This window comes from Allobosea sp. Root381, assembly GCF_001429395.1.
Taxonomy (GTDB): domain Bacteria; phylum Pseudomonadota; class Alphaproteobacteria; order Rhizobiales; family Beijerinckiaceae; genus Allobosea.
Map to the genome: position 1 here is coordinate 80,422 of NZ_LMJT01000009.1, position 21,275 is coordinate 101,696.

Below are 21,275 nucleotides of genomic sequence, written 5' to 3' on the forward strand. Positions count from 1 at the left end.
GGCGCGGCGATGATCTCCTTGATCGCGGAAAAGGCCGTCGACAGCCAGTTCCTGCTGTCGCTTCTCGTGGCGGTCGCCGCGGCCGCGACCGTGCTGACCATCGCAATTCCGCTGACGGAGGGCTCGAATCTCCAGAAGCGCATGAAGAGCGTCGCCACCGAGCGCGAGAAGATCCGCGCCCGCGAGCGCGAGCGGCTGAACCGCCAGAGCGAGCGGGTCTCGCTGCGCCAGGAACCGAAGGAGTTCATGCGGCGCATCGTCGACCAGTTCAAGCTGGGTGACTGGCTGGGCACCGAGACGGCGAAGAAGCAACTGGCAATGGCCGGCTATCGCGGCCAGCACGCAGAGATCGCCTTCCTCTTCTTCCGGTTGGTGATGCCCGTCGGCCTCTTCCTGTTCACGCTGTTCTACGTCTTCTTCGTCAAGGATTTCGGCCAGTCGGCGATCGTCAGGATCGGCATGGCGGTCGGCGGCGCCTATCTCGGCATTAAGGCGCCGGAGCTGTTTCTCTCGAACCAGATCCAGAAGCGCCAGGCCTCGATGAATCTGGCCTTCCCGGATGCGCTCGACCTGCTTTTGATCTGCGTCGAATCCGGCATGTCGATCGAGCACGCCTTCCGCAAGGTTTCGACCGAGATCGGCGGCCAGTCGGTTGCCCTGGCCGAAGAGTTCGCGCTCTGCACGGCCGAGCTGTCCTATCTCTCGGAGCGCCGCCAGGCCTACGAGAACCTCTCCGCGCGCACCGGGCTCGAAGGCGTCAAATCGGTCTCGACCGCGTTGATCCAGGCCGAGCGCTATGGCACGCCGCTGGGCACCGCGCTGCGGACATTGGCGCAGGAGAGCCGCGACCGGCGCATGATGGAAGCCGAGAAGAAGGCGGCGGCGCTGCCGCCGAAGCTGACCGTCCCGATGATCCTGTTCTTCCTGCCCGTGCTGTTCGTGGTCATCATGACGCCGGCGGCGATCCAGGTGATGAAGTGGCAGTGAGGGTGTCGGGTCTCATTCCCGATGAGACTGAGGCAGGCTCGAATCTCACAGAAATGAGGGTCCCGTTTCGAGCTGACCGATCCGACTCGCGAGGCGCTGACGGTCTGGCTAAAGAAGCGACCAGGTGAGAGGGGCGAGTGGCTTTTTCCGAGCCGCAGTCGGCCAGGCGATCATGTCACCACACGTCGATAAGGACGTCCGTTGGACGACTGGGTTGCACTGATCGGTCTCGATCCGGCTCTACGGGACGCACAGCTTGAGAAGAACGAAGGTCGCCTACGAGCGCACAGGAAATCTTCGAGCCCGCCAGTTACTGCTTGATCACTCGAAGCTGGAGAGCACCGTGCGCTATCTGGGTATCGAGGTCGATGATGCTCTCATTATCTCGGAGCAGACGGGCCTTTGAACGTGGCGACGCGGCGATCTCTCGCCGCGTCGTATTCCTGTTCCGAACCGGTCCCGTTTCTTACCTGTGCGGCTGAGATCGACGGCTTGCTTGCGAAGACCAATGTCTGTGCGGTCCGCCCGGTCGCGGCGAGGTGCGACACGGCGCTTGCCGCGTGTTCGCGGCTTAGGACTGGATGGCAGCGTCGGGGTTCTAGTCGACCTTCCAGAGCTGCCCGGACACGTCCTCGCATTTGATCAATTGCGCCATCCCGTTGCGGGAGCCGCCGTTCACAATGTCGAGGCACATGTTCGGTCCGCGGAACTCGGTCGTGAATTTGACGAATCCGGCTTCGCTGGATTTCGTCATCTTCCAAGATTGACCGGAATTGTTCTCGCAGGGCGTGAGCCTGACGAAATTGTTCATGCTCCCGCCGTTCTCGACGTCGAGGCACATTTTGGCTCCACGGAATTCCGTCGTCAGATTGAGCCAGCCATCGTTGGCCGTGACCTTCCACATCTGACCGGTAACGTCGTCGGTCTTCGCCAACTGTGCGAAGTTGTTCCGGGCGCCGCCGTTGACGATGTCCAACGACATCCCGGCGCCCTTCCATTGCGTCGTGAGGCGCTGGTAATCGGCCGCCTGCGAGGGACCTGCAGCACCGAGCAAGAGAACGGCGGCAACCGTCAGTCGCGATATAGTCGTGTTCATTTTGATCCCTCGATCTCGAAGTTGTGGCGGAATTCGACCGGGCCGTCGTTGACGCGCAGGTCGACCCGATACCGACCGGGCGGCCAGCCTGCATTTGGCTTGGTCAGGCTGGCGGATACGAGCTCGCTGGCTCCCAATGGGATCGAGCTCGTCACGATCTCGAAATTCGATGCGGAGGCGTCCGTCTTCTCCGCTACCCAGGTCGCCGTGAGCTTGTCGCCCGGCTTGAGGCCGCGGATCTGGATGCCGAGCACGATCTTCGGTGTGTCGGCGGAGAACGTCGATCGAGGCGGGACGTCGCCGTCGCCTGGAAAGGTCATCGCCTGTACGATATGGGTAGAGGCCGCCGCCGACGCCGGCGCTGCCGCTTTGAGGGTGTTCTCGCATCGCCGCAGGGATTCGTAGGCCTGCGGGAAGCCGGCAAGGTTGAAATCCGCATCGGCGCCGTCGAGCTTCAGAACCATTATCTTGGCGGCCAGCAGCCCCGGCACGAGGCTCTCCGGAAGTTCGGCGGTCAGCGTCTGGCCGTCGCCGATCCAAAGCGACTTCGGGATGGCGACCACCTTGTCCAGAACGAGGGGAACCCGGATCTTCTCGTCCTTGTCCCAGGTCCAGTGCTCATAGACGAACGTCATCACGGCCTTGTCACCCACAAGGGCGAAGACCAGAGCATTCTCGGCGTTGTCGTCGTCGGCGTCTTTGTAGGACTTGCTCATCAGACAGGCGGCGCCGTTGGCGGTGCGCTCGACGTCCCAGCCGCCGGCCTTCTCAAAAGGAATCTCGCCTGCCGCGAAGGCTGGGCCGGCGAGCAAGGCGAATGCCGTTATGATGCCGAAACGTGCCATGTCCGTGCTCCGAGCCGCCGGCGAGGCAAATGCCTGCCGGACTCCTGTCCTGTGAGATGTTTCGTCAGACAAAATGGGCCGCCCGAGGCCGATGGGCATCGAGTTGCCTGTGTCGTGTTTCTCGATGTCGCTCGCCCCGCACAGACCTTGCGATAGCGGCTCTGAAGCCTGCCTTGTGCGCAGTATGAGAGAACGTCAACGGGACATAGCGCACCCGGACAATCTGTTGCGCCTAACGCATGCGTTTGAAACAGGTTGTCCGCAGTTGATGGTCAAGATCCCGAGAACGGAGCGTCGCCGATGCTTGAAGGCAGCCGCTACCTGCTCCGAACCTCAGTCAAAGCTCGTTGAACCATTCAGCAATCACCAGGCCGGCTGCGGGCAGCGGGATACGCAGCCCCGTTCGAGCTTGCGCTTGTAGCGCGGCCGGCGAGATGCCGAATTCCTGAACGAATGCGCGGCGAAAGCTGCGCTCCTGTCGGAAGCCATGCTTGGCTGCAATCACGGCCGCGGTGGAACTCGGATAGCCACCCGCAGCAATCTCTCCATGGGCGCGCGCCAGGCGCAGCCGGCGAATGGCCGTTGCAATCGTCGCGCTGTCATGCATGAGGCGATAGAGGCGGGCGCGGGAGAGCCCGAACTCCCTGCAGATCAGGGCCGGGCCAAGATCGGGATCGCCCAGTCGTTCTTTGATGTAGCGCCGGATGGCCTTCGTGAGCTCGACATCCGGATCCGGCAGGTCGACGGTCTTCGCCGCGTCCTGCACGGATGCGCCGCCGAAACAGGCGGCGAGCAGCATGAGGGTGCTACGGCTTGCGATCGAGCCCTTTGCGAAAGGCAGCGGATCCGGCAGAGCGAGGAGCGCATCGATATGCGCACCTACCAGAAGGGCCTCGACCGAGGTCGCGGCGTATACTCGCCCGTCGAAAGGAGCGACGGCTCCGATGGCGGTCTCGAGGAGCCGACGCGAAACGACCAGGGCCGTGAGGGTGATACCTTCGAGCCGGTAGTCGGCCGGGCTCGACAATTTGGTGATCGACATCGCGCCCGGCACGAAATGCATGCGCCTGCGTCCGCAGATGCCTTCGCCCCGGCCGGCCAGAAAGACGTTGATGAAGACGTGGTCGAGGCCGATACGCCTGGCCATCGCCTTTGTGCGAACGAGCCTGAAATCGCCCGCTTGTACATGCCCTACCAGAAGCGGGCCGATCTGCCGCCAGCGGCCGGTGGTCGTGAAACGTTCCGCTTCCTCCGAGGTCATCCGGATTTCGCCGGAAGGGCTCATCACCTCTTGCCACGCAGCGAGCCTGTATTGCGCATCCCCGTCGGCGAGTTGGATCGAATGGCGGGTCGTCGTGGACATACGAATACCCGTTGAAGCCTTGCCAGCGAGTGCAGAGGCATGAACGTTGGAGCGAGCATTGTCGAGGGTGCCAGAGCGTAAAGGAACGCCGCTGTCTCACAAAAGATTTGCTGTACCTGCTGCGCCCTCCTTTGCGCGATCCGTAACAGGACGTCAGTCACACGCGCCTGGGGACTTTGAACAGCGCGCGAGCACGCAGATCATGAGAATGTCTGCTTATCGACAGGCCGCAAATTTCCGCTTTCGGGCGGATCCAGCCAAAAACTGATTCTGCCGAGGTCCGCTTTTCGGAAGGCCGGTCGGGAATTGATGCAGTGGCTGAAGCGGGGGCGACGCGTTGCCCCGGGGGGGCAATGTTGCCAAGCTGAGCTTCGTTCAACGTTGGCCTGACTCACATGGCCATCAGGGCGACCAGGACCGGCCCCCAGGCCGTCAGGAGAATGTTTCCGATCGCGTAGGGGACGGTGTATCCGAGTGCCGGGATGCTGCTTTGGGCCTCGTCCTGAACGGATCGCAAGGCCGCCGTGATCGTGCCGGCCCCGGCGCACGCTCCCAGCACGATCAGCGGGTCCATCCTCAGGACGTAGCGACCAAACAGAATGCCGACGACGTGCGGAAGCAGGGCGGAGACCAGCCCGACGGCGACGAGGCTGATGCCCGTCGCCTTCAGGCCGGCGACGAAGCTCGGGCCCGCACCGAGGCCGACAATGCCGATGAACATGCACAGGCCGACCGTGTCGAAGATCCAGATCGCGGGTTCGGGAATTCGGCCGAAGAACGGATAGGCAGAGCGTAGCCATCCGAAGAGAAGCCCCATGAACAGGGCTCCGCCGCTGGCGGTCAGCGTCAGCGGAATCCCCCAAAGGTTGACCGAAAGCAGACCGAAGAGCCCGCCCAGGAAAATGCCCAGACCGACGAAGACCATGTCGGTCGCCGCTGTGCGCCTGTCGGGGTAGCCGACCTCCATGGCGACGCGTTCGACCTCCGCCATCGGCCCCATCAGGGACAGGACATCCCCCCGGTCGAGGCGCGTCGTCGGGAGCAGCGGCATGGCGATGCCCGAACGCGTCAGCTTGGCGAGAAAGACCCCCCGCGCAAACTGGCCTTCGGCCAACTCCGCCAGTGACTTGCCGTCGATCCTGCGGCTGGTCACGATCACGTCGAGCGCTTCGAGTGGAATGTCCAGGAGCTCCGGGTCGCTCACCTCGGGGCCAATGAGATCGCCGCGCGCGGCATGCACCTCGAAGCGTGCCATGACTGCGATGATGTCCCCCGCCCGAACCCGATGCTCCGAGGCCTGATCGAACAGGACTTCGCCGCTGCGCCCACGCAGGACGAAGACACGGGACCGCTTTGGCAGCGCCTCCAGTTCGGCGATCGTTTTGCCGAGCAGGAGCGGATTCTCGACCCGGTAGGCGCGAACGTCGAACAGGCGGGCGGCGGAGACGACCCCTTCCGTCTCCGCGACTGATCGGGCGTCCTCTGCGCGCCGGGCGGCCGCGACCTGGCGCAGGTCGATCCCCATCAGCTTGGGTCCGATCTTCGGCAGGAACCAGACCAGGGCAGCCGTGCCGATCAGATAGGTGACGGCATAGGCCACGGGGATGTTGTTGACGAGAGCCGTGCGTTCCGCCTGGGGGAGGTCGAGCCGCTGGATCGCCTCGCCGGCCGTGCCGATGACGGTCGATTCCGAAAAGGCTCCTGCCAGCAGTCCCGCCGCAGTGCCCATGTCGTAGTTCAGCAGTTTTGCGAAGGTCAACGCCGTGAGCAGGCAGGTCACACACAGGACCACCGTCAGTGCCACTTGCGGTAAGGCATCCTTCTTCAGGGCGCGAAAGAACTGCGGGCCCACCTTGTAGCCGGTCGTGAACAGGAAGAGATCGAAGAACACCGCCTTGAGGACCGTTGGAACCTTGATGTCCAGTTGGCCCACCAGAACGCCTGCCAGCAGGCAACCCACGACCACGCCGAGGCTGAAACTCCCGAACTTGACCCGGCCGATCAGAAAGCCGAGCGCTATCGTCAGGAATACGGCCAGTTCCGGGTTGTTGCGCAGGGCTTCGATAACGAATGTCATGGCTGGTCTCGCTCGCCGGGCTGCGGGCGTTCGGGCCGGCGCAAGGTTGGGCAGACGATACGGCGGGCGGCCGAGGATCAGGTTGTGGTCCGTCCGCCGCGAACGCCTATTCGCCGACGGTCGCCGTCGGCCGCGCCTTCGTCCCCAGAGCCATGTTGTAGGCATCGAAGGCCTGGCGATAGCCGCGTGCCACGGCGCGCGTCGCCCGGCCGATCTGCCCATAGACCTCGTCGTCGAGATTGGCGAAGGAGACTCGCACCGACCAGTCGGGCGCATGGAATCCGCCGCCGTTGAGCAGCACGATGCCGTGATCCTCGGCCAGCCGGAACACGATGTCGAGCGGGTGGACGTGCTCCTTCATATAGGCCACGACCTCCGGGCCGACGTATTTGTTGGCCCAGAATTCGAAATCGACGAGCCCATAATAGCGATCGTGAAGCATGTTCTCGGGTACCTCGATGCCGAGGCCCTCGATCATCCGCTCGGCTCTCGCTCTGACGATCCCCATGCAGGTCTTCTGATAGAGCTTGGCCTCGTCCATCAACTCGGACAGTGAGAACAGCGACATCATCACCTGCTGCGGCAGGGAGAGCCCGGCGGTGTGGTTGAGCGCGATGTCGCGGCTGTCGGCGACGATGCGATCGATCAGTTTCATCTCGCGCGGCTTCAGTGTCAGCGGTCCGTAGCGCTTGTCGAGCAGTGCCTGCGTCTTTTCCGGATGGGCGGCGATCGCCTTGTCGAAGATGTTTTCGCGATGAATTGCAATGACGCCGAGTCGCCAGCCGGTGCAGCCGAAATACTTTGAGTAGGAGTAGACGCCGATGGTGTTGCGGGGCAGGGCGCCGAGCAGGCTGCGGAAGCCCGGCACGAAGGTGCCGTAGACGTCGTCGGTCAGGATCAGGAGGTCGGGCCGCTTGGTCTCGACCAGCTTGACGATCTTGGCGATGGTCTCCTCGCTCAGCGCAACCGCGTAAGGGTTACCCGGGTTGACCACGAAGAAGGCCTTCACCTTCGGGTCTTCGAGCTTCTTCAACTCCGCGTCGGTGAATTGGAAGCGGTTCTCTTGCGGGGCCGCGATCGAGATCACGTCGAGGCCGTAATCCTCGAGATGCGGCATTTCCAGATACGGCGTGAAGATAGGCGTCGCCAGCGCGATGGTGTCGCCGGCATTGAGCAGCCGGTTGGCCTTGAGCGACTTGAAGAGATAGCACATCGCCGCCGTGCCGCCCTCGACGGCGTAGAGATCGAACTGGCCGGAGGGGCGCGGCTCGCCGCACATCGCCCACATCAGGTATTCATGCACGATGCGCTCGTTGTGGACGAGCATGCGGTCCGGCACCGGATAGTTGTCGCCGATGATCGAGTCGACGAGTTCATGGACGAAGGCGTCGGGCTTGAAGTCGAACTTCTTCACCGCGAAGGCGACCATGTCCTTTAGGAAGCCAGCACCGGGAGCATCCTTATGCTCCGCGAGCCAGTCGTCCAGCCGCGCGGCGATGCCGTCGGCCTTAGGCATGCCACCGATGCCCGCCGGCTTGTTCATCACCCGCCGACTTTCGGTGATCGCGAACTGACCGAGCAGGAAGAAGCCCTCCCGCGGCGTCATCGCCACCCAGTTCGGGTTGCCCCGGCCAGCGTTCAACATCGATATCGAGGAGTTCTGCGCCGTCAGCTTGGCGAGGCGGATGAGTTCGTCCTTGATCTCGAAGGGGCTGAGTTTTTCGAAACTGCGCAGGGTGACCGGATCCATGATGCTCTCCCAACCAGAATTGAAAATCGAAACCTGTTCGGCGGGTTGGATCATCGGATAGATGCCACATCCGATGATCTAAACGATTGTTTCGCAATGATTTCCTGGAATGAGCACTTTGCTCCCCAGGCGAATGCGCTAGGTCAGCAGAATGATGATCACCATGCCCCAGATCGTCAGAAGCGTGTTCCCGACCGCATAGGTCACGGTGTAGCCCAGCGCCGGCACCTGACTCTTGGCGGTCTCGCAGATCATGCCCAGCGCTGCCGTCGTGGTGCGCGCGCCGGCGCAAGCCCCGAGCAGGATCGCCGGGTCGAAGCGGAAGATGTACTTGCCGGCGAACATGGCGAGGATCAGCGGGATCGCCGTGGCCAATGCGCCCCACAGGAAGAGCCCGACACCTTGCGTCTGCAGTCCTTTGACGAAGCCCGGTCCCGCAGAGATGCCAACGACCGCGATGAACATGTTGAGGCCGACCGAGTTCATGAACCAGACGGTCGAGCTCGGAATGCGGCCGAAGACGGGCCGCACGGAACGGAGCCAGCCGAAGACCAGGCCCGAGATCAACGCGCCGCCAGCGGTCGATAGCGTCAGCGGGACGCCGCCGACCTTGAACACGAGAGCACCGATCAGAGCGCCAAGCGTGATCGCGCCACCGATGAAAGCGACGTCGGCGACATCGCTGGGGCGGTCGGGATGGCCGAGAGTCTTGGCGACGGCAGCGATGTCCTGAGTGCGGCCGACGATGGTCAGGATGTCGCCGCGATGGATGATCGTCTCCGGCAGGATCGGGATGTTGACCGCCGTCGCGCCTCGGACGATCTTGCGCAGGAAGACGCCGCGGGCCGTCGGCATGCGAGAGAGTTCCGTCAGCGTCTTGCCGTCGACCTCCTTGCTGGTGACGTAGACGTCGACGCCCTCTGCCTTCAGGTCGAGAAGCTCGGGGTCCTCGACCTCCTCAGCATTGTGGCCGATGAGGTTGACCAGTGTCTCGCGCGGCCCGGCGACAGCGATGATGTCGCCCTCCCGCAGGATCGTATCCGTCGTGGCATCCTCGATGACGCCGTTGCGGCGAATGCGCTCGACGAAGACGCGCGCATCGGGAATCAGGGCCTCGGCTTCCACAGCGCGCATGCCATCGACCTTGGCGCCGCTTCGCAGCCGGAAGGCACGCAGTTCGAACCGCCGCCAGACCGAGCCGGGGCCACCGATTTCCTTGCCCCCGCCGAGCTTGGCCTCGTAATCCTTGCAGGCCTGGGCGAGGTCGATCCCCAGCAGCTTGGGACCGAGCTGGGCGAGGATCACGGCCGAGCCGACGGTGCCGAAGATGTAGGTCACGGCGTAGGCGACCGGCATCGCGTCGAGATATTCCTTGGTCTGCTCGGGGGAGAGGCCGAGACGGTTGATGGCGTCGGTCGCCAGCCCCATCGAGGCCGAGATCGTCTGCGATCCCGCATAGAGACCAGCGGCATAGCCCGGATGATAGCCGGCCACTTTGGCGATCACGACCGCCGAACCCAGGCAGAAGACGCAGACGAGCGCCGCGAAGATCGCCTGTGGCGCGCCGTCCTTGGCGATGCCTCGAACGAACTGCGGTCCGACGCCATAGCCGACAGCGAACAGGAAGAGGAGGAAGAAGGTCGACTTCACATTCGGCGAGATGGTGATGCCGAGCTGGCCGATGACGACCGCCGCGATCAGCGTCGAGGTCACGGCGCCGAGGCTGAAGCCCTTATAGGAGAAGCCGCCGACATAGTATCCGATCGCCAGCGAGAGAAAGAGCGAGATCTCGGGGTAGCTGCGTAGCGTCGTGACGAACCAGTCGAACATTTAGATCCCCTCCGTCTTGTGTTCGCGTGTCGCCTGCCTGCGGCCCGGTCCGGGAAATCTCGGGCCGCCGCTCTGTTGTCATTTCTTCTTCCGGGCAAGGGCGTCCCGCCTCAGCAACTTCAGGCCCTTCGCCTTCTCGTAGCCATGGATTTCCTTCACATCGAGCTTGCGCATGAAGGTGATCGTCTCGTGGGTCACGACCTGACCGGGCACCAGGATGGGGAAGCCGGGCGGGTAGGGGATGACGAAATTGGCCGAGATCAGCGCCGGGCCCTTCTCCAGGCGGCGGTCGCATTCGGCGCCGTGGATCGGCAGGTACTCGCACTTCTCGGCGTCATAGGCTGTGAAGAAGGCCGTGCGCATGTCGCCCTCCGGAGTCGTCTTGCCGGCGTCGCCGCGGAAAGCCTCGTCGAAGCGGCTGAAATCCGGCAGGTCCGGCACATCGTTCATCAGGCTGTGCACGCGCGCCTCGAAGGCCTTGCGCTCGGCTTCGCCGCCCTGGCGCAGGCGCGTCTCGATCTCGTTGCTGATCTTGAGCAGGACGCTGATCAGCAGCGCGACGTCGCTGCGGGTGTTGTTGATGTTGGATTGCAGCAGCACCGAATTGCGCGAGGTCTTGTTGACCTGAATGTTGTATTGCGACGCGAGCAGGCCCTTGAAGGAGGTGCCGTCGAAGCCGGCCGTGCCGCAGACCAGCGTCATCCGGGTGGGGTCGAGGCAGAACTCGTCCTCGCGCATGCTGCGCAACTGGTCGTCCCAGCGCGTATCCGGCGCCAGGAAGTCGACGAAGCCGCTGCTGCGGTACTTTTGCGGCACCATCCCGTCCGCACCGACGACCCTGAAGTATTTCGAGATGACCGGATGAGTCGCGACCTCGCGCCTGATGTCGAGCGCGACCTCGATGGCGTTCATCACCAGCCCGTAGCCCTCGAGTTCCATCTGCCGGCGGGCGACGTCGAGGCTGGCGATCAATTGCTGGTTCGGGCTGGTCGAGGCATGGGTGAAGACCGCCTCGTGGAACTGCGCCTCGACCTTGTGGAAGTCGACGTCCCTGACGAGCACCATCGAGCCCTGCCGGATCGCCGACATCGACTTGTGGGTCGAGTTCGTCTGGTAGACGCGCAGCCGGACGGCGCGCGGATCGGGCAGGAGGCGCGTGTTCAGAAGCTTGTCGACGGAGGGCGCGGCGCCGAGTTCCTTCTGCTGCTTTTCGAAGTGCGCAATGGCGTCCGGCTCCTCCATCGAGGCTTCGATGTCAGCCGCCGCACCCATCGCGGTCCGAGGCCGCAGGAAGGGCGACCAGCGCGCGAAGCCGAACCAGGCCTCGTCCCACAGGAAGATGAGGTCCGGCTTGATGGCGAGGCATTCTTCCATCACGCGCCGGGTGTTGTAGATGTGGCCGTCGAAGGTGCAATTGGTCAGGTCGACCATCTTGACGCGGTCGAGGCGGCCCTCGGCCTTGAGGTCGAGCAGTGCCTTCTTGATGGTCCTCAGCGGCACCGCCCCGTACATCGAGAGCTCCGGCATCGGGAAGGCTTCGACATAGAAGGGCTGGGCGCCGCTCAGCACCAGGCCGTAATGGTGCGATTTGTGGCAGTTCCGGTCGAGAATGACGATGTCGCCGGGCGCGATCAGCGCCTGCAGCACCATCTTGTTCGAGGTGCTGGTGCCGTTGGTCACGAAGAAGACGTGGTCGGCGCCGAAGGCGCGTGCAGCCATCTCCTGTGCCCGCTTGATGTTGCCCGTGGGCTCCAGCAGGCTGTCGAGGCCGCCGGTCGTGGCGCTGCTCTCGGCCAGGAAGAGGTTGATGCCGTAGAAATGGCCCATGTCGCGGATCCAGGGCGAGCGGAAGACGGATTTGCCGCGCGCGATCGGCAGCGCGTGGAAGGTGCCGACGGGTCGCTGCGCGTAGAGCTTGAGATTGTCGAAGAACGGCGTCTCGTAGCGCGCCTTGATGCCCTCGAGCACCGAGAGATGCAGTTCGAGCGGCTCCTCGATCTGGTACATGACGCGCCGGATCATGGCCGCCCTCGGATCGCCGGCAAGCTTCTCGACGCGCCGGTCCGACAACAGGTAGATGTCGAGCTCGGGCCGGATCGCCTTCAACCCGGCCGCGAGGCGCAGCGCCAGATCGGCCTCGTCAGCCTTGTCTAGCAGCGGCTGCTGCGCGGCCAGCACGCTGCGCAGGACCGGAGCATCATGCCGCGACTTCAGGGCGAAGCCCTCATAGATGACGACGGCGGCGATGTCGGGGTTAAGTACGGCGGCGCAGACCGCATCCTCCAGGCTGCCGGCCAGGACCGTCTCGTAGACGAAGGCGTCTTCCGACCGCCGCAACCTGCGGAACTCGGCGGCCATATGCGGCCAGCGTCCCGCCGGTGCCGGCGTCACCGCCAGCATCTCGAAATAGGGGCGGTGCGCATGCGTGTCCCCCAGCGAGGAGGGCAACGCGTCCACCGGATCCGCCAGTGAGAGGTCGACCGACTGCCATTCCTTTGCGTCATGCTTGTAGTTGCTCGTGATGATCGCGAGCGAGATCCGCTTGGCGAGAGCGAGGAAGCCGCTGGTATCGTCGTTCTGCAGGCGTTCGCGCAGGGCGCCGATCAGTTCGAGGCCCGGAAATGCGTGAAACTCTTCGATCGCGCCGAGCTCGTCGAGGGCCGTCTCGACCTTGCCGCGGGCCTGGTCGCCCTTGGCCCAGGAGCGAGCGACTGCGTGGAGTTCCCGCCAGCGATCTGTGCGGCCGGAAGGTGCCGAAAAGAAGTGGTCGATCGAGCGCGATTCCCGAACCATGGAGTCCATCTCGAAATCCCTTCCTGCGTCCGTAAGGCCTTTCGGGTACGCCTGCGGGCACATCGTCGCGTTCGCGGATACGCGTGCATCGCTGCTGAAGTTCAACACAAGCCGCGTGGCAGACGTATTGTCCCTGAGGACAAGTCCCTCTCACGCGCAACGGCTATGATTGGAATCGCTTGAGCGCCGAAGCAGTCAGGGGGAAGGCCGTGTTTGGCGTTGGAACCACCCCGACGACAGCGGTGAAGTGTTCCGATCGGGAGTTCAAGACATGATCAGGTGGATGCTTGTTTGAACAGTAGCGGCCGCCCCGTGGTTAGCGTCTCGGCCGGTCAAATACCGCGCTCTCCGGCACGAAGACCAATGGCTGCGTCATCGATACGCTCCGCGAAAACGACGACATGAAGCGCTTGGAGAAGGCGGTTCCTTTCGGTCGCGCCAACATCGAGGCGTTTCGCTCGTTCCATGTTGCGCAGCAGGCTTACGCGGGCAAGAGGTGAGCGGCCGGAGCGCCCGCGCGATTGCCTCTGAGATTCGGTGCGCGCAGTATCAGCTCGGGAATCGTCAGCGCGGTCCTTCAGGATGTTGTCCAACGGGGACATGTTCCAACGACATCACCGTGGTCCTTTCTCAAAGAGCAGAGTCTTTTCGCGGCGTTGTCCGAGCCGCCCGCACGATCGGCGCGACCTCGCTTCCCAGCAGTTCGATCGACCGCTTCATCGCTGCTGTTTCGAGCGAGGCGGTGCTCATCTGGAAGGTGATGCGCGAGACGCCGCCGAGCGCCTCGCTGGCTTGGAGCATCTTGGCTGCGACCGTCGCCGGATCGCCGATCAGGAACGCGCCCTCGGGGCTCGCCATGGCGTCGAACTGCTGGCGCGTCGGCGGCGGCCAGCCGCGTTCACGGCCGATCCTCGCCGTCAGATGCGCCCAGCCGGGGAAGAACGCGTCCCTGGCCGCCGTGTCGGTCTCGCCGACGAAGCCCATCGCGTGGATGCCCACCTTGAGCTGTTCAGGGCTATGCCCGGCGCTCGTGCCGGATTCGCGATAGAGATCGACGAGCGGGCGGAACCGCTCAAAGGTGCCACCGATGATCGCCACCATCAGCGGCAGGCCGAGCGTGCCGGCGCGAGCGAAGGATTGCGGCGTGCCGCCGACACCGATCCAGAGTGGCAGGCGCGGCTGATGGGGACGCGGATAGACACCCTGACCCTCCAGCGCCGCACGGAAGCGACCCTTCCAGATCGGGTAGGTCGTCTCGTTGAGCCTCAGGAGCAGATCAAGCTTCTCCGCGAAGAGTTCGTCATAGTCCCGCGGGGCCAGACCAAACAGCGGATAGGCCTCGCCGAACGAGCCTCGGCCGACGATGATCTCGGCACGCCCCTTGGCGATCAGATCGAGGGTCGCGAACCCCTGAAAGATCCGTACCGGATCGGCGGCGCTCAGCACCGTCACCGCGCTCGTCAATCGGATCTGGCTGGTGCGGGCCGCGGCTGCGGCCAGAATGATCGCCGGCGCGGAATCGAGAAACTCGGCGCGATGGTGCTCGCCGATGCCGAAGACATCGAGCCCGACGCGGTCGGCGACCTCGACTTCGTCGAGGAGATCGGCCATGCGATCGGTTGCCGAAGGTAGCTTGCCCGTCGCCGGATCGGGAAGGATGGCCGCAAAACTGTCGATGCCGATTTCCATGGGTGCTCCTGCAGGCGCGTTGGGCGGCGCGGGGTGATGGCTGAGATCCGGGCAGCTGCGCTCGCAGCCATTCGCCCACCGGGTGCTCGGTTGCGGGATTCTCAGCTACGGACGATCGCACGCTCCGAACCGATGTTTCGCCATGCGAAGCCGATCGCGCGGGTCGCGCTCAGCCACCGCGTTGCGTTGACGTTCCAGAGCGGGTTCCAGCGCGAGATCCGACCATCAAATCGTGCAGCCGGCATCGACTGGACGCAAACACAGCGCCATCCGCTGACGGAGCCCGCCGGACACATTCGCATCGAAGCCATCGAAGGCCTGCGGGACATCGCTGCCGCCGCGAAAGCGATGGTCCTCTTCCGCGCCGACAGCTGTTGCAGACGTCCGCGAAAGCACCGGCTAAATCGCCTTCGCTACAGTCGGCGCAAAGGGGATGGCGAGCCGCGACACCAGGCCCGGCGTTTCGCAACACATCTTGCCGCTTCTCGCCATCCCGCCTCGATCAGCCAGCGGCGGGCGGCACCGGCGTGTTGAGCAACTGCTGCTCCCACAGGAACGCGATGCCGCTGCCGGCCATGTGGTCCTTGAGGATCTGGATGAACGCAGGGCCGGTCTCGGTCCGCGCATGGTCGCGCTGCCATTCGGACGCAAGCGCCAGCCATGTCATCATGTTGCAGCCAGCCGCGATCATGCGCTGGATCGCCACCTGATGGGCTTCGACCGACACAGCGCCGCAGGCGTCCGTGATCACCGTCACGTCCCAGCCTTCGCCGGCAGCCTGAATCGCTGGCATTGCAACGCAGATCTCCGTGTACAGACCTGCGATAATCAACTGCTTGCGGCCGGTCTCCTTGACCGCGTCCACAACCTTCCGGTCCTCCCATGTGTTGATGAGCGTCCGGTCGATCACCTCCTGGCCCGGGAAGACATCGGTGATCTGCGGGAAGATGAACCCGCCTCGATCAGCGATGACGCTCGTGAGAATGGTCGGGACGCGAAAGGCCTTGGCGGCCTTTGCCAGAGCCGCTGCATTGTTGACCGCCATGTGCGGGTCGTGGCTGTTCAGGTTGGTGAGCTGGAAGGGCTGGTGGTCGATCAGGACGAGGACGGAGTCTTCCGGGCGAAGAAGCGACTTCAGGCCGTTGCGAAAGGTCATGACTATCCTATTCTGATGTCGTCAGGAACGTGAGCGTGTTCCAGGGCGATTCCCCGGCCACGCCGCCTTGTTCTGACGTTCCTTTGAGCGTTACGGTAGCGCCGCAGAGCGCGAAGCTGTGTCGCAGAATGAGGAACGCCCAATTGGAGCTCGAGGATCTGCAGACGTTCGTGGAGGTTGCGGATGCCGGGGGCGTTTCGCCCGCAGCGCGCCGGCTCGGTGTCTCCAAGTCCATCGTCAGTCGCAGGCTCGTCCGGCTCGAGGCGGCGCTCGGCGTCCAGCTTCTCGCACGCACCACCCGCGGGGCCGCCCTGACGGAAGCCGGAGCCTTGTTCCGAGACTATGCAGCGAGAGCCTCCGCCGAGATCGACGCTGCCAGGGAAACGATCCTGCCCGCGGGGGAGCTTCGCGGTCGCTTGCGCATTGCTGCGCCGCTTTCGTTCGGCCCGAAGCATTTCGCGCCCGTGCTAGCGGAAATGGCGCGAAGGCACCCGCAGCTCCACATCCACACCTGCTACAGTGATCGGTTCGTCGATCTCGTCACCGAGGGTTACGATTGCGCGATCCGGGTTGGCTATATTCAGGACTCAACCCTTATCGCGAGACGCGTCGGACCGATCTATGGGAGGCTGGTCGCGAGTCCTGAATACATCAGGATGCATGGGTCGCCCGAAACGCCAGAGGAACTCGGTGCTCATCAGGCCCTCATGCAGGGAACTGAAGCTTGGCAGTTCATGGATGGCGACAAGCTCGTCACGGTCCGTCCGCAGGGGCGTTTCAAGGCCGACAACGCTCTGGCTTTGGTTGCCGCCGCTCTGGCAGGGCTCGGAATAGGTTTTCTCCCCGACGGCGTGACGGAGGAGTATGTGGCATCCGGCGCGCTTGTTCCGGTCATGACACGCCATCCGCCACCTCCGGCGGGTGTCTATCTCATCCGCCCACCAGGCCAGCATCCCGCGCGCAAGATACGGGTCCTCACGGAAATGCTGATTGCGTGCTTTGAACGAGTTCCGCACTCGCCGGGGCCCGTCGCTAGGGCATAACCAACGCAGCCTGGTGTCGTTCGTCGCGGCCGGCGCGAGGCGCTCGAGGTTGCTGCGTGGCGCAGCCCTTCTGGTTGCCGAGCAGGATAAGGCAGCCCTGCGCGATTGATTGCTCATCCGAACGAACGAGACCGTCGCCTCTATGCTGCGAAGATCGGTCAGCAGAGAGAAATCGCGGATGTGACGAAGCTTCACCTCGCCGATGGGCGGCCGGAACCGGGCCCACCGGCTGTGATCACGTTTACTCAGGCGGGGCCGTTTGACGAGCCCGCGCCCCGTCGACGGTCACGCCACCTTGGCTTGCAGCGTGCCGATGCCCTCGACATAGCCTTCCATCACGTCGCCCCGCACGATCGCGCCGACGCCTGACGGGGTGCCCGACATGATCAGGTCGCCCGGATGGAGTTCGAACAGGCCGGAGAGATAGGAGATCATCTCCGGCACCTTCCAGATCATGTGGTTGAGGTCGCCCTGCTGGCGGATTTCGCCGTTGACCTTCAGCCAGATCGCGCCGTTCGCGGGGTGGCCGATCGCGCTGGCCGGAACGATCTCGCCGATCGGGGCGGAGTGCTCGAAGGCCTTGCCGATCTCCCACGGCCGGCCCGCCTTCTTGCATTCGTCCTGCAGGTCGCGCCGGGTCATGTCGAGGCCGACGGCATAGCCGTAGACATGATCGAGGGCGCTTTCGAGGGCAATGTCCTTGCCGCCCTTGGCGATGGCGACGACCATTTCGATCTCGTGGTGAACGTTGTTGCTGCGCGGCGGATAAGGGAAATCGGCGCCGTCGAGGACGACGTTGTCGGGGTTCTTCTGGAAGAAGAAGGGCGCCTCGCGGTTCGGGTCGCCGCCCATCTCGATGGTGTGGGCGGCATAGTTGCGGCCGACGCAATAGATGCGGTGGACGGGAAAGCGGCTTTGCGTCCCCTGCACCGGCAGCGAGACCGGGGCCGGAGCCTGGATGACATGGTTCTGAGGCGTGGCGATGTTCATCTTGCGGCGTCCTTCGTTGGCAAGTTGATGCGTTGGCAAGAGGCTGGGTCAGCGCGAGGCGGCGTAATAGGCGAACCGACGTTCGAGCCCGGCCAGCAATTCGTTGAGGGTGAAGGCGAAGGCGAAGAGCACGAGCAGCAGCGCCCAGAAATGCTCCATCAGGAAGTGCGACTGGTAGATCTCGAACAGCGTCCCGAAGCCGACGACCGAGACCAGCAACTGCCCGATGACCACGCCCTTGACGGCGCGGATCATGCCGAGACGGATTCCCGCAAGGATTTCCGGCAGAGCCGCCCAGACATAGATCCGGCTGAAGGCCTGCCAGCGGCTGGCGCCGAAGCTGCGTGCCATTTCGACCAGCGAGGGCGAAATCGCCCGGATACCGGCGCGCGTGTTGAGGACGACGATCCACATCGAGAACAGCACGACGGTCAGCACGATCGTCGTCTCGCCGAGGCCGAACAGCACCATGATCACCGGCACCAGTGCGCTGAGCGGGGCGGATAGGAAGAGGTTTACCCAGGGCAGCAGAAGCCGATCCGCGATGACGGAGCGGCCGAGCAGGATTCCGAGCGGTACGCCGATGCCGATCGCGATCAGGTTGCCGAACAGGAAGGCGCGGCCGGTGATCAGCAGCGCGTCGCGGAAGGACGCCGTCGGCACGATCTCGAAGACGCGCCCGACGATGCTGGACAGCGGCGGCAGGATGAAGCCGGCATCCGTATGGCCGACGATCTCCCAGATCACGGCCCAGACGATCAGCGACGTCATCAAGGGAAGGCGAATGCCGGAAATGACCATGCCTGCCCCCTAGTCCAGATAATGCTTGAGTTGCTGCCAGATCTCTTCGACGACATCGAGATAGGCGCTGTCGCGCCTGATCCTGTCGGGGTCGTCGTCGCGCGCGATCTTCGGCTCGATGATCGCCGAGACGCGGCTCGGCCGGCGCGAGAGCAGCGCGATCCGGTCCGAGACATAGACCGCCTCCTCGATGCTGTGCGTCACGAAGATGAAGGACTTGCCTTCGTTGGCGACGAGTTCGAGCAGCTCTTCCTGGAACTTGCGGCGCGTCTGTTCGTCCACGGCCGAGAACGGCTCGTCCATCAGCACGACCTTGGCATCGACCGCGAGCGCGCGGGCCAGCCCGACGCGCTGGCGCATGCCGCCCGAGAGTTCGTGCGGGTATTTCCGCTCGAAGCCCTTGAGGCCGACGCGCGCAATGTGGCGTTCGGCGATCGCCTCGCGCTCGCTATGGGCGACGCCGCGCAGTTCGAGCCCGAAGGCGACGTTGCGGATGACGCTCGCCCAGGGCATCAGCGCGAAATCCTGGAAGACGAAGGCACGCTCGGGGCCGGGGCCCTTCACCTCGCGGCCATCGACGAAGACCTGGCCGCCGCTGGCCGGGATCAGGCCGGCGATGATCTTGAGAAGCGTGGTCTTGCCGCAGCCGGACGGTCCCAGCAGGGTCGTCAGCCGGCCCTCCGGGAAATCCAGCGAGATGCCGCTGAGCGCTTCGATGCCGCCGGGATAGGTCTTCGAGACACTCTTCACCTCGACGATCGGCCGGGCAGTGAGAAGCGGCGACGGGAGGTCGGTCATGTGCCGCGGCGCGGCGGCTGCAAGGTTAGGCGTCATGCGCGTGCCTCCGGCCGGAACAGCGTGACCTCGATCCTTTCGAGCGCTTCGATGAACAGGACCGAGAAGGCGATGATGGAAAGAATCGCCGCGTACATCTTCGGATAATCGGCGACCGACTGGTTGTAGGAAATCACGTCGCCGATGCCTGTCGGCGTGATCAGCAGTTCGGCGAGGATGACGCCGATGAAGGCGGCCGCGCAGCCGAGCCGCAGGCCCGCGAAGATCATCGGGCTCGCCGCGGGCAGGATGACGAGGCGGATGCTCTGGCTGCGGCTGGCGAGGAAGGACCGGCCCATTTCCAGAAGCGATTTCGGCGTGTTGCGGACCGCGCCGAGTGTGTTCAGCACGATGACCGGCATCGCCATGATGCAGACCGTCATGATCTTGGCGGTGAGCCCAATGCCATAGGCGAAGGTCAGGATCGGGATCAGCGCGGCGAGCGGCGCGGCTTGCGCGATGATGAAGACCGGCGCGATCAGCCATTCCGAGGGCTCGTGCAGGCCCATCAGCACCCCGAGGCCGACGCCGAGCAGGACCGAGACGGCCAGGCCGATGACGAGGGGATAAAGCGTGATCAGGAAGGCCTTGAAGAGCGACCCGTCCGCGATGATCGCCCCGAGGCCACCGAGCGTTTCGAGAAAGGTCGGGAAGGCCGGGCTCAAGGGAATCCGGCCGGCATATTCCCAGAGCGCGAACACCGCTGCGAAGGAGAGCAGGCGCAGGACGAGCGGGTGGATCAGCACATCGCGCCAGCGCCGGGCCGGAGCTTCGCGAAGGCGGGGCAGAGCCGTAGCAAGATCGGAAATCGGCAAGGGAGTTCACTCCGCTTGAGGCCAGAGCCTGGGTACGCAAAAATCCTGGGCGCATGCCGGGTCGCCAGCCGACCGGCATGCCGGTCGGCTGGCGAGCGCGCTCGGCGCTAGCTGCCGAGCGCCTTGCGTGCCCGCTCGAGCGGCGCGAGATACCAGAAATCCTCGACCTTCAGCTCCGCGACCGGCCCCTGCATCTGCCCGGCCTCGGTGTAGAACTCGAAATCGGCCTTCGCGATCTCGGCGCTGCCGCCGGCCGGCGCATAGACGCCTTCCTTGGTCGCCATGGTGTAGAACCTGGTGATGCCCTCGAGCACCTCCTTCGGCTGGTCGGCCATCAGCTTGCGCTTGACGCGCTCTTGCTCGACGACCGCCGGGTTGGCGGCCATCTCCTGCCAGAGCCGCAGGAATTCGGTGACGATGACATCGACCTGCTTCTCGTTCTTCTGGATCCATTCGATGTTCCCGAACAAGGTTTCGTCGGAGGCGGGCGCGGTGACGCCGGGCAGGACGTGGAAGCGGTCGCCCGCCTTCTCGAGCAGCAGGTTCTTGTTGGCGAGATCGACGACGGTCGCCTTGATCTGGCCCTTCATCATCCCGATGATCCGGTTCTCGGACCCCGGCACATAGCTGCGCTCGCCGAACTGGATGCCTTCGCGCTTGGCGATGATGTTGCCGATCGCCTCCGTTCCGGTCGCCCGGGCATGGAAAGTGATCGGCTGCCCGTTCATGTCCTTCCAGCTCTTGTAGGATTTGTCGGCGACCGGGAAGAAGACCAGACGCGTGCCCTGGAAGAGCACGCGCAGCGGCGCCTTGCTCTTCTGGACGACGGCATAGGGCGTGCCGATGCCGAGATCCGCCTGGCCGTTGATCACGGCCTGGATGGCGAGGTCCTCCTTCGAGAAATGCGTCACCTGATAGTCGACGCCCTTCTCCTTGGCGCGTTCGAGCGCGATGACCATGGCGAGCGTTTCGGTCGACAGCACGTCGCCAAGCGCCACGCGGACCTTGCCTTGCGCCTGCGCGGCGACGCTCCCGAACATCATGGCGACAGCGGCCGCAAAGGCGGCGGCGAGCACAATGGACAGCCTTCTTCCCAAGGGCTTCATGGTTCGACTCCTCCCAGAGTTCTGTTTGCTTGTTTTTGTAATCTGGTCGCAACCAATTTTAGTTTGGTCAATGTCAATCTCAGCTTTGATCTTGTCAAGG

At 64.1% G+C, this 21,275-nt stretch carries 18 protein-coding genes and 1 pseudogene; 4 read left to right on the forward strand and 15 right to left on the reverse strand.

Annotated features, from left to right (window positions below):
• Nucleotides 1–9 precede the first annotated feature (9 nt).
• Both ASE63_RS09855 and ASE63_RS28325 read left to right on the forward strand, forming a co-directional pair.
• Complete coding sequence (locus ASE63_RS09855; protein ID WP_056800325.1) at nt 10–987, forward strand: type II secretion system F family protein; 978 nt, start codon at nt 10–12, stop codon at nt 985–987.
• A gap of 66 nt (nt 988–1,053) precedes the next feature.
• A pseudogene (locus ASE63_RS28325) lies at nt 1,054–1,393 on the forward strand (tyrosine-type recombinase/integrase); the annotation flags it as partial.
• Between the two features lie 192 nt (nt 1,394–1,585).
• On the opposite strand, the gene ASE63_RS27725 reads toward ASE63_RS28325, so the two are convergent.
• The 9 genes from ASE63_RS27725 to ASE63_RS09895 all read right to left on the reverse strand — a co-directional run bounded on the left by ASE63_RS27725 (nt 1,586) and on the right by ASE63_RS09895 (nt 14,430).
• The gene (locus ASE63_RS27725; protein WP_162261745.1) at nt 1,586–2,041 is read right to left on the reverse strand and encodes a ricin-type beta-trefoil lectin domain protein; all 456 of its coding nucleotides are present in this window, start codon (nt 2,039–2,041) and stop codon (nt 1,586–1,588) included.
• A gap of 38 nt (nt 2,042–2,079) precedes the next feature.
• Entirely contained in the window at nt 2,080–3,027 is a 948-nt protein-coding gene (locus ASE63_RS27730) for a hypothetical protein (protein ID WP_162261746.1), read from the reverse strand.
• Between the two features lie 238 nt (nt 3,028–3,265).
• Nucleotides 3,266–4,291 (reverse strand): AraC family transcriptional regulator, encoded by a 1,026-nt coding sequence (locus ASE63_RS09870; protein ID WP_056800336.1) that lies wholly within the window; start codon nt 4,289–4,291, stop codon nt 3,266–3,268.
• Between the two features lie 391 nt (nt 4,292–4,682).
• The gene (gene aspT, locus ASE63_RS09875) at nt 4,683–6,590 is read right to left on the reverse strand and encodes an aspartate-alanine antiporter (RefSeq protein ID WP_082609801.1); all 1,908 of its coding nucleotides are present in this window, start codon (nt 6,588–6,590) and stop codon (nt 4,683–4,685) included.
• On the reverse strand, nt 6,475–8,118 hold the full coding sequence (locus tag ASE63_RS09880) for a bifunctional aspartate transaminase/aspartate 4-decarboxylase (protein WP_056800655.1): 1,644 nt from the start codon (nt 8,116–8,118) through the stop codon (nt 6,475–6,477). The genes aspT (ASE63_RS09875) and ASE63_RS09880 overlap by 116 nt, the downstream gene beginning before the upstream one ends.
• A gap of 138 nt (nt 8,119–8,256) precedes the next feature.
• Complete coding sequence (gene aspT, locus ASE63_RS09885) at nt 8,257–9,948, reverse strand: aspartate-alanine antiporter (protein ID WP_056800343.1); 1,692 nt, start codon at nt 9,946–9,948, stop codon at nt 8,257–8,259.
• A gap of 78 nt (nt 9,949–10,026) precedes the next feature.
• Nucleotides 10,027–12,741: a decarboxylase gene (locus tag ASE63_RS09890; protein WP_082609825.1), complete on the reverse strand. Its 2,715-nt coding sequence runs from the start codon at nt 12,739–12,741 to the stop codon at nt 10,027–10,029.
• Between the two features lie 332 nt (nt 12,742–13,073).
• Nucleotides 13,074–13,334: a hypothetical protein gene (locus ASE63_RS27175; protein WP_156410285.1), complete on the reverse strand. Its 261-nt coding sequence runs from the start codon at nt 13,332–13,334 to the stop codon at nt 13,074–13,076.
• Between the two features lie 37 nt (nt 13,335–13,371).
• Nucleotides 13,372–14,430: an LLM class flavin-dependent oxidoreductase gene (locus ASE63_RS09895; protein WP_056800348.1), complete on the reverse strand. Its 1,059-nt coding sequence runs from the start codon at nt 14,428–14,430 to the stop codon at nt 13,372–13,374.
• Nucleotides 14,431–14,562: 132 nt separating this feature from the next.
• Here ASE63_RS09895 and ASE63_RS27180 point away from each other — a divergent pair, with 132 nt between their 5' ends.
• Nucleotides 14,563–14,964, forward strand: coding sequence for a hypothetical protein (locus tag ASE63_RS27180; RefSeq protein ID WP_156410286.1), 402 nt, complete (start codon nt 14,563–14,565; stop codon nt 14,962–14,964).
• On the opposite strand, the gene ASE63_RS09900 is transcribed toward ASE63_RS27180, so the two are convergent.
• Nucleotides 14,933–15,586 carry an isochorismatase family protein gene (locus ASE63_RS09900; protein ID WP_056800352.1) on the reverse strand — a complete coding sequence of 218 codons (654 nt, stop codon included), beginning with the start codon at nt 15,584–15,586 and terminating at the stop codon, nt 14,933–14,935. The genes ASE63_RS27180 and ASE63_RS09900 overlap by 32 nt on opposite strands.
• Nucleotides 15,587–15,729: 143 nt before the next feature.
• On the opposite strand from ASE63_RS09900, the gene ASE63_RS09905 reads away from it, so the two are divergent.
• A complete protein-coding gene (locus tag ASE63_RS09905; RefSeq protein ID WP_056800657.1) occupies nt 15,730–16,629 on the forward strand; it encodes a LysR family transcriptional regulator in 900 nt (299 codons plus the stop codon).
• A 285-nt stretch (nt 16,630–16,914) separates the two neighbouring features.
• Here the strand turns inward: ASE63_RS09905 and ASE63_RS09910 are convergent, their stop codons facing one another.
• From ASE63_RS09910 to ASE63_RS09930, 5 genes are all read right to left on the reverse strand, one after another.
• Complete coding sequence (locus tag ASE63_RS09910) at nt 16,915–17,619, reverse strand: fumarylacetoacetate hydrolase family protein (protein WP_056800355.1); 705 nt, start codon at nt 17,617–17,619, stop codon at nt 16,915–16,917.
• A gap of 48 nt (nt 17,620–17,667) precedes the next feature.
• The gene (locus ASE63_RS09915; RefSeq protein WP_056800358.1) at nt 17,668–18,420 is read right to left on the reverse strand and encodes an ABC transporter permease subunit; all 753 of its coding nucleotides are present in this window, start codon (nt 18,418–18,420) and stop codon (nt 17,668–17,670) included.
• A 9-nt stretch (nt 18,421–18,429) separates the two neighbouring features.
• The gene (locus ASE63_RS09920) at nt 18,430–19,218 is read right to left on the reverse strand and encodes an ABC transporter ATP-binding protein (protein ID WP_056800360.1); all 789 of its coding nucleotides are present in this window, start codon (nt 19,216–19,218) and stop codon (nt 18,430–18,432) included.
• A gap of 32 nt (nt 19,219–19,250) precedes the next feature.
• A complete protein-coding gene (locus ASE63_RS09925) occupies nt 19,251–20,069 on the reverse strand; it encodes an ABC transporter permease subunit (RefSeq protein WP_244491356.1) in 819 nt (272 codons plus the stop codon).
• Between the two features lie 107 nt (nt 20,070–20,176).
• On the reverse strand, nt 20,177–21,175 hold the full coding sequence (locus ASE63_RS09930) for an ABC transporter substrate-binding protein (RefSeq protein WP_056800367.1): 999 nt from the start codon (nt 21,173–21,175) through the stop codon (nt 20,177–20,179).
• Between the last annotated feature and the right edge of the window lie 100 nt (nt 21,176–21,275).

Coding starts and splice junctions, on each gene's coding strand:
- ASE63_RS09855 (WP_056800325.1), top strand. CDS start 10: ATGATCTCCTTGATCGCGGAAAAGGCCGTCGACAGCCAGTTCCTGCTG.
- ASE63_RS27730 (WP_162261746.1), bottom strand. CDS start 3,027: ATGCCCATCGGCCTCGGGCGGCCCATTTTGTCTGACGAAACATCTCAC.
- ASE63_RS09870 (WP_056800336.1), bottom strand. CDS start 4,291: ATGTCCACGACGACCCGCCATTCGATCCAACTCGCCGACGGGGATGCG.
- aspT (WP_082609801.1), bottom strand. CDS start 6,590: ATGGGCAGATCGGCCGGGCGACGCGCGCCGTGGCACGCGGCTATCGCC.
- ASE63_RS09880 (WP_056800655.1), bottom strand. CDS start 8,118: ATGGATCCGGTCACCCTGCGCAGTTTCGAAAAACTCAGCCCCTTCGAG.
- aspT (WP_056800343.1), bottom strand. CDS start 9,948: ATGTTCGACTGGTTCGTCACGACGCTACGCAGCTACCCCGAGATCTCG.
- ASE63_RS09890 (WP_082609825.1), bottom strand. CDS start 12,741: ATGGTTCGGGAATCGCGCTCGATCGACCACTTCTTTTCGGCACCTTCC.
- ASE63_RS09895 (WP_056800348.1), bottom strand. CDS start 14,430: ATGGAAATCGGCATCGACAGTTTTGCGGCCATCCTTCCCGATCCGGCG.
- ASE63_RS27180 (WP_156410286.1), top strand. CDS start 14,563: ATGTTTCGCCATGCGAAGCCGATCGCGCGGGTCGCGCTCAGCCACCGC.
- ASE63_RS09900 (WP_056800352.1), bottom strand. CDS start 15,586: ATGACCTTTCGCAACGGCCTGAAGTCGCTTCTTCGCCCGGAAGACTCC.
- ASE63_RS09910 (WP_056800355.1), bottom strand. CDS start 17,619: ATGAACATCGCCACGCCTCAGAACCATGTCATCCAGGCTCCGGCCCCG.
- ASE63_RS09915 (WP_056800358.1), bottom strand. CDS start 18,420: ATGGTCATTTCCGGCATTCGCCTTCCCTTGATGACGTCGCTGATCGTC.
- ASE63_RS09920 (WP_056800360.1), bottom strand. CDS start 19,218: ATGACCGACCTCCCGTCGCCGCTTCTCACTGCCCGGCCGATCGTCGAG.
- ASE63_RS09930 (WP_056800367.1), bottom strand. CDS start 21,175: ATGAAGCCCTTGGGAAGAAGGCTGTCCATTGTGCTCGCCGCCGCCTTT.